The organism is Streptosporangium nondiastaticum (assembly GCF_003011965.1).
GTDB lineage: Bacteria > Actinomycetota > Actinomycetes > Streptomycetales > Streptomycetaceae > Streptomyces > Streptomyces nondiastaticus.
This window is the reverse complement of record NZ_PXWG01000182.1, coordinates 1-11,645: the sequence shown is the minus strand read 5'-3', so window position 1 is coordinate 11,645 and position 11,645 is coordinate 1. Positions and strand designations below refer to the sequence as shown.

Sequence of the window (11,645 nt, the reverse complement as noted above, 5' to 3'; positions counted from 1 at the left end):
GGGCGGAGAAGACGCCGCCCGATGCCCCGCCCTGCCGCCGATCAGGCCCGGCTCTCCACCACCCAGGAGGCAAGGGCCATCCCACCGGCAACGGCGAAGACGGAAGGCCAGGCGCCGATCTTCTTGGCCAGCGGGTGCGACCCGCCGAAGGCGGCGACGTACAGCCCGGTCAGCGCCGCAGCCTTGGGCACCCCGACCTTCCCGCCCCACTGCCGAGCAGCCACCCCACCGGCCACAGCCAGCGCAACCCCACCAAGCGGCCGCTTCCCGGTCCACCGGGCAACCGAATACCCCCCGACAAGCCCACCCGCAGCAACCACACCCGCAGAAACCCGAGCCATCCCACACCTCCGCATCAGCAAACCCAACGCTTTCGAGGCTACGCCGGGCGTTACGGGCGACGGAGGCGGGCAGCCCGCGCCACAGCGACGGCCGCGGCCACGTCTGCGGCGACGGTCGCGGGGTTCTGGTGTTCCCAGAAGCGCAACACCGTCCAACCGGCTTCGACGAGGTGCTCGTTGGTTTCCCGGTCACGGGCGACGTTCCGGTCCAGCTTCTGTCGCCACCAGTCCGCGTTGGCTTTCGGACTGGTGGCGTGCTGCGGACAGCCGTGCCAGAAGCAGCCGTCGAGGAAGACGGCGACTTTCGCGCCGGGAAAGGCGATGTCGATGGTGCGTCGCGGCATGCCCGGCACCTTGGTGTGGAGTCGGTAGCGATGCCCTGTGCTGTGGAGGAGGCGCCGCACCGCCATTTCAGGGGTCGTGTTCCGACTCGCCTGGCGGCTCATCTCGGCCGACTTGCGAGCTGAGGGGGGAGTGACAGGCACGCTTCCATTCTGCCGGCGGACAGGTCCCTCAGGGACTGTCCCCGAGCTCGACGCGACAGTCATTTTGAAACGCTAGTTCGATATGTCACTCCTGGGTGTGAGACTTGGGCATCTGCTCACATCGCGACGAGGGGGGACCTTGAACTCCAGCGGTAAACCGTTGACGTCGATCGAGATCTGCGCCGGTGCCGGGGGCCAGGCGCTCGGGCTGCACATGGCCGGCTTCAGGCACCTTGCGCTCCTGGAGATCGACAAGTTTGCGTGCAGGACGTTGCGCGCGAATGTGTCGGGCAACCCGGAATGGGCGGGCTGCGAGATCGTCGAAGGTGACGTGAAGGAGGTCGACCCCTTTACGCACAAGCAGCTCGCCGAGTTCGGGTTGCAGCCCGGGGAACTGGACCTCCTCGCCGGGGGCGTCCCCTGCCCGCCGTTCTCCGCGGCGGGCAAGCAGTTGGGTGAGGACGACGAGCGTGACCTCTTCCCCCGAATGCTTGAACTGGTGGGCCGGCTCCGGCCGAAGGCGGTGATGATCGAGAACGTCCGGGGGATCCTGGACACGAAGTTCGATGAGTATCGCGAGCGGATCGTGGGCGAGCTCAAGGCCTACGGCTACGAGTTCTGCGGCTGGGAGCTGATCGAAGCCCGGCGGCACGGGGTCCCGCAGCTCCGGCCCCGGGCCGTCCTCGTCATGATTGCCAAGGAACTCCTGGCTGGCGTGAAGTTCGAGTGGCCGGCAGGTGCCGAGGAGGTCGTCACTGTGGCGGACGCTCTGGCCGAGACCATGCGGGAACGGTATGAGCCGTACGGGGCCAGGGGCCGGGCTGTTTTCGACAGGTGGCTGCAGGCGGCGACGGAGCGCGGTACTGAGGCCCCCACGCTCGTAGGCGGTTCGAAGAAGCACGGCGGTGCCGATCTCGGGCCCAGCCGGGCCAAGGCTGCGTGGGCCGCGCTGGGCGTCGACGCGATGGGTGTGGCCAACGATCCTGACGCGTGTGTCCCTGAGCGCGATCTCTTCAGGGCGAACGGGCCCATGCTCACGGTCGAGCAGGCTGCGATCATCCAGGGATTTCCCCGGGACTGGGCGTTCGAGGGAGGGAAGACCGCCCGATACCGCCAGGTGGGCAACGCCTTCCCGCCTCCGGTCGCAGAAGCCGTGGGAAGGGCGATCGCCGCGGTCCTCCGCCCGGGCGGGCAGCCGAGCTCTGCAGCGGACGGTGTCCGCATGGTGATTCCGGCTGCTGGACGGGATACCGGGATTGCCGCACCGGCTGCGGGGCAGCCCCCTGTCGGGCCCACGCCTGCTGGCTACGGGCAGCTCCCGTTCCCGGAGGCGGAGCCCGAGCACGCAGGCCCGAGTGCCTGAGCAGGGGCGAACGGGCACCGCGCCGTCGGAGCGAAGAGGCTGCTAGCGGGGCGTTCCCGGGCCGTGCCAAGGCCCGGGGCCCCTGACGTCCTGCCACCCCGGTGGTGGTGCGGCCCACTGCTGCGGCATCGGCACGAACGGCCGGGGCAGTGTTGCGGAAGCCTGGGTCAGGGCTGGTTGGGCTATGTGTTTGCGGGTCCAGAGGTGGTGGAGGAGTTCCTGTTCGCGGGCGGGGAAGTCCGGGCCCGCCGTGCCGTTGTGGGCGCGCTGGCGGAGGAAGGCCAGGGACGTCGCGAACGAGATGTACTCCGCCACCGTGCGGGCCGCCCCTGGGCCCCCGGTGCGGCGGGCCACGTCGCGGGCTATGCCGCGGGCGCGCATCGAGGAGAGGGCGAGGGGCTCGGGCGGGGTGAGCCAGCCGGCGATCTGGTAGGCCGGGAGGAAGGTGCGTATCGTGCGCAGCTCGTTCTGGCGGGACCAGATCGCGAGCCAGGTCAGGGCGCCGAAGACAGGCACCATGAACAGGGCGTAGACCGCGAGGAAGGCCAGGGGCGACAGGCTGGCCGAGCCGTTCCAGACGGAGTGCAGGACCATCGCGGTGAGCAGGCCCGCGAAGGGGACGAGGACGCGGATGACCTTGCGGCGCGGGGCCAGGCTGGCCGCGATGCCGAAGCCGAGGCCCGTCATCGTGGTGAAGAGCGGGTGGGCGAACGGCGACATCAGGACGCGCATGAAGAAGGTGGCCGCCGTGGCCGCCGGCACGCCCTCGTGGCCGAAGCTCTGGTCGGTGGCGAAGGCGTTGCCCAGGTAGAGGATGTTCTCGGTGAACGCGAAGCCCGTGGCCGTGATGCCCGCGAAGACCACGCCGTCGACGGTGTTGTTGAAGTCCCGGCGGCGGAAGAGGTAGAGCAGCAGGACCGCGGCCGCCTTGCCGGTCTCCTCGACCACGGGCGCGACGAACGTCGCCCCCCACTTGTCGGCCTCCGGGCGCTGCGCGAGGTCGACGGAGCTCAGCAGCCACTCGGTGGCGTAGCCGTTCGCGATGATGGCCATCAGCGTGGCCGCGCACGCGCCCCACGAGAAGGCGAAGACCAGGTTCTTCCAGGGCTTCGGCTCGACGCGGTCCATCCAGCGGAACGCCGCCACCAGCAGCGGCACGGGCAGGACGGCGAGGCCGAGGCCCACCAGGAACCCCTCGGTGCCGGTCTGCTCCCGCACCAGGGCCAGGATGACCAGGCCGCACAGGGCCAGGAGCAGGATCAGCGCGCCGGCGCGCACCGCCTTGTTGTCCCACAGGGCGCGGCGCGGTTTGTAGCGCCAGCCCGCGGGGGCGGGCATCGCGGGGAAGTTCGGCTGCTGACCGGAGGCGGGCACCGGCCCGGCTACCGGCTGCTGGTGGGGTGGGGACTCATGCACTCGATGACCCTAACCAAGGGACGTCGGGGCGGCCTCGTTATTCCGGGCGGCCTCGATATTCCGGAGCGTCCCCGAGGGTCCCCGAGCGTCTCGGAGCATTCCGGGGCCGGGCCTCTCCCCGGCCGCCCACCCCCCAGCACGCTCAGCAGGCGTCAGTGCGCCTTGCGGCGGAACAGCAGGTCGTGGACCACGTGCCCCTTGTCCAGGCCCTGGCCCTCGAACCGCGTCAGCGGACGGAACTCCGGCCGCGGCGCGAAGCCCCCGTCGGCCTGGGTGTTCTCGAAGTCCGGCGCCGCGGAGAGCACCTCCAGCATCTGCTCCGCGTACGGCTCCCAGTCCGTCGCGCAGTGCAGCAGCGCGCCCGGGGCCATGCGCGTGGCCGCCAGGGCCAGGAACTCCGGCTGGATCAGCCGGCGCTTGTGGTGCCGCTTCTTGGGCCACGGGTCCGGGAAGTAGACGCGCAGGCCCGCGAGGGAGTCCGGGGCGAGCATCTCGCGGAGCAGGATGATCGCGTCGCCGTTGGCGACCCGGATGTTGTCCAGGCCGTTCCGCTCGGCCAGGCCGAGGAGATTCCCCTGGCCGGGGGTGTGCACGTCGCAGGCGAGGATGCCCGTGCCCGGGTCGGCCGCCGCCATCTTGGCCGTGGCCTCGCCCATGCCGAAGCCGATCTCCAGCACGACGGGCAGCTCGGGGTCGCCGAAGAGCTCGCCGAGATCCAGCTTGCTCAGGCCGTCGATGTCGAGGCCCCACTTGGGCCACAGGCGGCGCAGGGCCTCGCCCTGGCCGGTCGTGACCCGGCTGCGGCGCGGCTGGAAGGAGCGGATGCGCCGCTCGTGGTGCGAGCCCGCCGGGTCCGGCGCCGGACCGTCGGGGAACATCGGCTCGCGGCGGCCGCGGCCCTGCTGTGCAGGGACCGGCGCCGCGGCGGCGTCGTCGGCGGCCGGAGCGGGGGCTGAGGGGGATGCGTGGTTCTCGGACACAGTTCTTCAATTCTACGGGCGCGCGGGGAGCGACCGCGGGGATCGACCATGGGGATCGACATGGGGATCCGGTCTCTGCAGGTCGGAGGGCATCCACGTGGCTGCAGGCCAGGGGGCACCCATGCGGCTGCAGGCCGCAAGGCACCCACGCGCTGCAGGTCAGACGGCGTCCATCGCCAGCAGGGCCCGCCGCGCCACCTCCCGCCCGATCGGCAGCGAGGCCGTCGCCGCCGGCGAGGGAGCGTTCAGCACGTGGACCATCCGCGGCGACTCGGTGAACAGGAAGTCGTCCACGAGCGTGCCGTCCCGCAGCACCGCCTGCGCCCGCACCCCCGACGGCGCCGGTATCAGGTCCTCCGCCGTCAGCTCGGGCAGCAGCCTCCGCGCCGCCTGCGTGAAGGCGCGCTTGGACAGCGAGCGCCGCACCTCTCCCGCGCCGTACCGCCAGTGGCGGCGGGCGAGCTGCCAGGAGCCGGGCCAGCCCACCGTCTCCGCCAGCTCGCCGGGGCGCACCGTCAGCCGGCCGTAGCCCTCGCGGGCGAGCGCCGGGACCGCGTTCGGCCCGAGGTGGACCGTGCCGTCGATGCCCCGCGTGAGGTGGACGCCCAGGAACGGGAACGCCGGGTCCGGCACCGGGTAGACCAGGCCGCGCACGAGCTCCGTACGCCCCGGGGCCAGCTCGAAGTACTCCCCGCGGAAGGGGACGATCCGCACGCCGGGGTCATCGCCCGCGAGCCGCGCGACGCGGTCGCTGTGCAGCCCCGCGCAATTGACCAGCGCGCGGGCGCGCAGCACCTCGCCGAGCCCCGTGCGCACCGCGACCGCCGCACCGCGCCGCCCGATCACGCGCGCCTCCGCCCCGTACCGCACGAAGGCCCCCGCGTCCTCCGCCAGACGGGCCAGGCAGCGCGCCACCGCGCCGTAGTCGCACACGCCCGTCGAGCCGACGTGGATGGCCCCCGCGCCGCGGACGTGCGGCTCGTACTCGGCTATCTGGGCCGGGCCGAGCTCGCGCACCGGCACGCCGTTCTCCCGGCCGCGCTGGACGAGCGCGTGCAGCCGGGGCAGCTCCTCCTGGTCCGTGGCCACGATCAGCTTGCCGCTGACCTCGTGCGGCAGGTCGTGCTCGGCGCAGAACTTCACCATCTCCGCCGCGCCCCGCACGGCGAACCGCGCCTTGAACGACCCCGGGCGGTAGTAGATCCCGCTGTGGATCACTCCGCTGTTGCGCCCGGTCTGGTGCAGCGCGGGCCCTGGTTCCTTCTCCAGCACCACGACGCGCGTACCCGGCCGGGCACGCGTGATCGCATAGGCCGTCGACAGGCCCACGATGCCGCCGCCGACCACCAGCACATCGCAGTCGTACGCCCTCACCACGTCACCTCCCCGCGCCTTCCGGCACACCCGCGACCGGGCATCCGGGACCCCTCGGCGCCTCACCCACGCCCCCATCATGACCTGCGCCACTGACATCCGGTCGAAACCCGGGTCAGACATCGGACAGGGGATTCGGACATCGGACAGGGGATTCGGACGGGGGATCAGGAAGTGATCAGGCGCTCACACCGGCAGCCACCCCTGACGCCGGCGACACCGGCAGCCACCCCTCACGCCGGCGACACCAGCAGTCATCGCTCACGCCAGCGACACCAGCAGCGGCCGCGCCCTCTCCCGCAGCTCCACCACCCGCGGCTCGTCCCCGTACGGCTCCAGCCGGTGCAGCAGGTCGCGGACGTACTCCGTGGTGCGCGCCGAGGAGATCCGGCCCGCGACCTCCACGGCCCGCGTGCCGGCCGCGCAGGCCGCGTCCAGATTGCCGGACTCCAGCTCGGCGACGGCGGACACCACGAGCCGCAGCCCGTGCGAGCGGACGAACTCCTCCGTCGGGCGGGCCAGCGCCTGCTCCGTGAAGCGCTGCACCTGCCGGGGCATGCGCAGGTCGCGGTAGCACTCGGCGGCGTCCGCCGCGAACCGCTCGTGGCTGTAGAAGTCGAGCCAGGACGGGTCCGGATCGCCCGTACGGGCCCGCTCCAGCCAGCCCTCGGCGGCCTTCAGCGCGGCACCGCACGCGGGTGCGTCCCCGGCCTTGGCCTGGGCGCGGGCCTCGACCAGGCGGAAGAAGCTCATGGTGCGGGCGGTGGCCAGGCCGCGGTTGCGCTCGAGGGCGGCCTGCGCCAGGTCGACGCCCTCGTCGGCGAAGCCGCGGTACGTGGCCTGCAGGCTCATCGACGCGAGCACGTAGCCGCCGAGCGGCACGTCGGCGGCCGCGCGGGCGAGCCGCAGCGCCTGGATGTAGTAGCGCTGGGCGGCCTCCTGCTGGCCGGTGTCGAAGGCCATCCAGCCGGCCAGCCGGGTCAGCTCCGCGGTGGCGCCGAAGAGCGAGCGGCCCACCTCGTCGCTGTACGAACCGAGCAGCAGGGGCGCCGCGTCGACCCGCAGGCACTCGGGGACCATCGACGAACGCCAGTCGCCCCCGCCGTACTTGGAGTCCCAGCGGCGCGCGTCCTCCGCGGCCTCCCGCAGCTTGCTGACGTCACTGTGGCCGACGCGCTGCGGTATGGCGCCGTCCGGGCCGCCCCCGCCCTCTGCCTCGCCGGCCGCCGTGTGGGCCTCGCGCGCGACCGAGCTGTCGGCGGGGGTTATCAGCCACCGGGAGGCGGGCGTGGCGTAGGCGCTGACGGAGAAGGATCCGGCCAGGCTCTGCCAGATGCCGCCGCCCCCTCGCCGACCGGCGAGATCCAGCCTGTACAGCTCCGTCGCGGAGCGCACGGCCTGGCCGACATCGCGCGGAAAGGAGAGCCCCACCTCCGGCGCCGGGTCCGCGTCCGCGAGGCCGATCTCGTGCAGCGGGACGGGCCGGCCGAGCTTGCCGGCGATCGCCGCGGCGATCAGATGGGGCGCCGCTCCCTGGGGCACCATGCCCTTCGAGACCCAGCGCGCGACGGACGTCTTGTCATAGCGAAGCGTCAATCCGCGCTGCGCACCGAGGTCGTTGACCCTGCGCGCGAGACCGGCGTTGCTGATCCCGGCGAGGGCGAGGACGGTGCCGAGCTTCTCGTTCGGCCCGCGTGGCTCCCTGGACATGCGCACCCCTCGACAACGCGACGCCCGCCCCGGCATAGGCGCGGGGCATTCGTAAACCCAGCGTAGTTCCCCGCATCCCGACCGTTAAGAGGTGGTGTCCCGGATGGCGAGATTCTGGTCCGTGCGGACGTGCACCGAGGGGCACGTGCTCCGGTTGTGTGTGGCTGTGCGCCCGCCGTGCGCTCTGTCCGCGCCATCAAGGGAGCGCTTCCATGGGAGTTGCGTGGGTTGGCCCGCTGCACTGGATCCAGTGGGCTGGGGGAAGCCGCCGCCTCATTCCCCGCGGGCGGCGGACCGGTCCGGGAGGCGGCTGACCGCCTCCCGGACCGTGACGCGTGGGTCGAAGCACTGGGCGAGTGCGCCCCCGCGGCCGCACCGCCCCGAGTTTGGCCGGATACCGCCGCCCGGGAGACGGCCCGCGGCGTTCGGAAGGCCTTCGGGAACGGGTTCTTGGCGCGCCGCACGCGCGCGTGGGCGTCCGCCGCCTCCGTACGTGACAGCATGGCGTTGCGTGCGACGGCTGCGTGCATACGGCTTGATGGCCCGCTATTTCGCCCCGCATTTGCGCGAGTTGGGGTGAAAGGCGCGACCGATGGGTTGCCTCTTTCGTGGTGGTCTCGTTGTGGCAACCGGTGGCCTCCTGTGCATGATGACTGCGGATGGCGGCGCTTGATGGCCGTCCAGCCGGTGTCCGCGGTGCTCGTTGCTCGGTGTTCGTTGCTTGTTGCTCGGTGTTCGCGGTGGTCAGTGCTCGGTGGTCGGCGCTCTGCGGTTAGTGCTTCGCGGTCAGTGCTCTCGGTTAGTGCTCGGTCGGTTGTCCACGTCGGTTGTCCACAGCCTGTGGAGGCGTCATGCGCTGGGTGGTGGGGTGGAGCAGCACCACCTCGGGGACCGTGCCACAACGTGCCGCACCCCCCGGCACCCACGGCGGCCATGACGACTACGGCGCCCCGACCGTCCCCGTCGGCGCCCAGCTCCTGTGGGGCGACCCCGCCCCCCTGTGGGCCGTCGGCGACTGGCGCCCGGACGAGGTCCGCGTCGTCAGCCTCGACCCCCTCACCCGCCTCGCCGTCCTCGGCCGCTGCGGCGCCGGCGACGAGCAGCTGCGCACCGGGCTCGTCGCCGCCCGCGGAGGCGCCCTGCGGCACCTCACCGCCTGGCCCGGCAGCTACACCGCCATCGCCCAGGTGGGCCGCCGCACCACCGTCGTGGGCGACCTGGCCGGCGCCCGGCCCGTCTTCCACACCGCCTGGGCCGGCGGCACCGCCTACGCCACCGCCGCCCTGCCCCTCGCCGACCTCATCGAGGCCCAGCTCGACATCGGCCACCTCGCCGCCCTCCTCGCCTGCCCCGACTCCCCGGAGGCCCTCGCCGACGGCACGCCCTACAAAGGCGTACGACGCGTGCCGCCCGGGCACGCCCTCGTCCTGCGCGACGGCGCCCGCGACATCACCGGTTACGAGCCGACGGCGTCGCTCGCCGTCTCCGCCGCCCAGCTCCCGCCCGACCAGGCCGTCGAGGACATAAGGAACGCCCTCGTCGAAGCCGTGCGCACCCGCCTCGCCGCCCCGCGGCACGCCCCCGACCCCGGCCCGGGCGGCCTCGACCCCGGCCCCGTGCCGGGCATGGGCCCCGCCCACCGTCGCGCCGCCCGCGGCGGTCCGGGCCCCGCCCCCGGCGTCGGAGCCGACCTCTCCGGAGGCAGCGCCTCCGCCACGCTGGCGCTGCTCGCCGCCGGCCTGCCCGGCCTGCCCGGCACCCCCCTCGGCCACGGCACCGGCGGACGGCTGCTCGCCGTCACCTTCAACGACCTCGTCACCGACGACAGCCGCGTCCGCCAGGCCGAACTCGAACGGGCCCACGCCATCGCCGCCAACCCCCGGCTGCGCCACATCGTCGTCGCCGCGGGCGAGGAGGCCCTGCCCTACGCGGACCTCGCCGGCGGCCCCCTCACCGACGAACCGGGCCCCTCCCTCGTCACCGCCGAACGCCACCGGCACCGGCTCGCCGCGGGCGGTGCGGACCACCTCGTCGGCCACGGCGCCCGCCAGGTCCTCGACGCCCACCCGGCGCGCCTCGCCGATCTCCTGATGGACCGTCGCCGACGCCACCTGCTGCGCCCCGTCTCGGCGCTCGCCCGCGCCGACAGGTCCTCCGCACAGGCCCTGGTCATCCCCTTCACCGTCTACCGGGCGGCCCGCAGGCTGGCCCGCACGTCCTACCGGGAAGGCCTTGAAGCGGCCGCCGGGCAGTTGCGGGCCACGGCCTTCCCCGTCGTGGACGACACCCCGGGCGCGGCCGTCCCCGCCGGCGTGGGCGGGGCCGTCGACGCCTCCCTCGCCGCCCTCACCTGGTGCCGGCCCGGGCCCGCCGCCCGCTGGCTCACGGGTGAGGCTCTGGCCGAAGTATCGGTTCGGCTCCAGGCCGCGGCCGTCCGCCCCCAAGGCCTCGCGCAACGCCCGGGGGAGCGCCGCGCGGCCGCCGCCCTCGCCCGGCACGCCGCCGACCACCGCATCCTCGAACAAGCCGCCGAGGTCCGCAGCCAGCGCCTCCACGCCCCCTTCCTCGACAACGAGGTCGTACGGGCCTGCCGCGCCCTCCCCGAGGCGCTCCGGGTGCAGCCGGGGGCGCGCGCCGCGGTCCTGCGCGCCGTCCTCTCAGGGGCGGGCGTGCGCGACCTGCCCCCGGGCTGGGGCGCCACCTCGCACGCCGCGCACGCGGCAGCCGTACGGGCGGGGCTACGGGCCTCCACCGGCCCGCTGCTGGAGCTCTTCGAGGCCCCGCTGCTCGCCGACGCCGGTCTCGTGGAGGCCCGCGTTGTGCGGGCGGCGCTGCACGGGGCCGCGAACGGCCGCGCGCTGCCCCTGGACGGCCTCGCGGAGCTCGTCTCCACCGAGGTGTGGCTGCGGCGCCTGCTGGCCCGCCGCGGGACGTGCTGGACCGGCTCGGCGGCACCGCGCCAGCGGGCCGTGGCGGGAGGGGTGGTGCCGGGCCAGGTGGTGTGAGGCGGTGCCTCGGGGCTCCCGGAGAGAAGCCTCGGGGCTCCTACCCGCAGGAGATCCACGAGCGCGCCCAGTCCGACACCGCCGTCCACCCCATGCCGCGCCGCGGCTGCACCGACAGCCGGATCGTGCGGTGGCCGGAGAGCGGCACGTACACCGGCTGCGCCGGCTCCCCGCCCTGCACCACGCCGGAACGCCACAAGGGCACCCCGTCGCCGTAGACGGAGAACTCCGCGGCACCGAGCCCCATCGACATGTCGTCGACGCCCACGAGGGCGCTGAAGGCCGTACAGGGCCGGTTCAGCTCGATGGTGACGGCCGAGGGCGCGTGGACGCTCACGCCGTGCCCGTACGTGACGCCGCCGACCCGGAGGCCGTACCGCTGCCACAGCCAGCTGTGCGCTCCCAGCCGCACCTCCGGCCTCGTACCGTCGCCGGCGCCCGCGTACGCGAGCTGGTTGAGCTGGTAGACGGCGGGCGGCCGGGGCGGGGGCGACGGGGTGGGCGAAGGCGACGGAGACGGGGACGGCGAAGGCGCGGGCCGGTGGACGGGCGGCGCGGGAGGCGGCGACGGCTTCGGCCGAGGCTTGGGCACTGCGGCACGGACCGGGACCACGGGGGCCGCGGCTGCGGGACGAGCGTGCGCCGCGGCGGGCGCCTTCGCCCTGGGCATCGGCGTCGAGGGCACCGGCGTGGGTGTCGGCGACGGGCCGGGGGAGTGGCTCCGCTGCGGCACGGGCGTCGGCCGGGGCGTCGCCACGGGAGCCACCGGAGCCTTGGACGCCTCGGCCTGCGGCGCCCGGTCCGGCGCGGACGAGAGCCCGATCAGGGCGTACGCGGCGGCAGCCCCGGCCGCGACCACCATGCCGCCGATGATGCCGATCTTCGCGGGCGCCCCCAGACCATGGCTCGCAGCGGCACTGCCCGAGCCGCCGGCCCCACCGCCGGCCCCACCTCCGGCGCTCCCGCCGGAC

Annotated in this window: 9 protein-coding genes; 2 read left to right on the top strand and 7 right to left on the bottom strand. The window is 73.9% G+C overall.

Annotated features, from left to right (window positions below; translation table 11 throughout):
• Positions 1-41 precede the first annotated feature (41 nt).
• Entirely contained in the window at positions 42-224 is a 183-nt protein-coding gene (locus B7P34_RS39025; protein ID WP_223268475.1) for a hypothetical protein, read from the bottom strand.
• Between the two features lie 167 nt (positions 225-391).
• Positions 392-889 (bottom strand): very short patch repair endonuclease, encoded by a 498-nt coding sequence (locus tag B7P34_RS32895; RefSeq protein WP_106681829.1) that lies wholly within the window; start codon positions 887-889, stop codon positions 392-394.
• A gap of 76 nt (positions 890-965) precedes the next feature.
• Here B7P34_RS32895 and B7P34_RS32890 point away from each other — a divergent pair, with 76 nt between their 5' ends.
• A complete protein-coding gene (locus B7P34_RS32890) occupies positions 966-2,189 on the top strand; it encodes a DNA cytosine methyltransferase (RefSeq protein ID WP_223268474.1) in 1,224 nt (407 codons plus the stop codon).
• A 42-nt stretch (positions 2,190-2,231) separates the two neighbouring features.
• Here B7P34_RS32890 and B7P34_RS32885 read toward each other — a convergent pair whose 3' ends face one another.
• The 4 genes from B7P34_RS32885 to B7P34_RS32870 form a co-directional block, all read right to left on the bottom strand.
• A complete protein-coding gene (locus tag B7P34_RS32885; protein ID WP_223268473.1) occupies positions 2,232-3,605 on the bottom strand; it encodes a PrsW family intramembrane metalloprotease in 1,374 nt (457 codons plus the stop codon).
• A gap of 152 nt (positions 3,606-3,757) precedes the next feature.
• Positions 3,758-4,585 carry a tRNA (guanosine(46)-N7)-methyltransferase TrmB gene (trmB, locus tag B7P34_RS32880; protein ID WP_223268472.1) on the bottom strand — a complete coding sequence of 276 codons (828 nt, stop codon included), beginning with the start codon at positions 4,583-4,585 and terminating at the stop codon, positions 3,758-3,760.
• A gap of 159 nt (positions 4,586-4,744) precedes the next feature.
• Positions 4,745-5,959 (bottom strand): L-2-hydroxyglutarate oxidase, encoded by a 1,215-nt coding sequence (gene lhgO / locus B7P34_RS32875; RefSeq protein WP_106681831.1) that lies wholly within the window; start codon positions 5,957-5,959, stop codon positions 4,745-4,747.
• Positions 5,960-6,220: 261 nt separating this feature from the next.
• On the bottom strand, positions 6,221-7,669 hold the full coding sequence (locus tag B7P34_RS32870) for an MFS transporter (protein WP_106681827.1): 1,449 nt from the start codon (positions 7,667-7,669) through the stop codon (positions 6,221-6,223).
• Positions 7,670-8,520: 851 nt separating this feature from the next.
• Here B7P34_RS32870 and B7P34_RS32865 point away from each other — a divergent pair.
• Positions 8,521-10,674 (top strand): asparagine synthase-related protein, encoded by a 2,154-nt coding sequence (locus B7P34_RS32865; protein ID WP_106681826.1) that lies wholly within the window; start codon positions 8,521-8,523, stop codon positions 10,672-10,674.
• Positions 10,675-10,714: 40 nt separating this feature from the next.
• Here the strand turns inward: B7P34_RS32865 and B7P34_RS32860 are convergent.
• Positions 10,715-11,645 (bottom strand): NPCBM/NEW2 domain-containing protein (locus B7P34_RS32860; protein ID WP_223268471.1); only part of this gene is annotated, 931 nt, incomplete at its 5' end.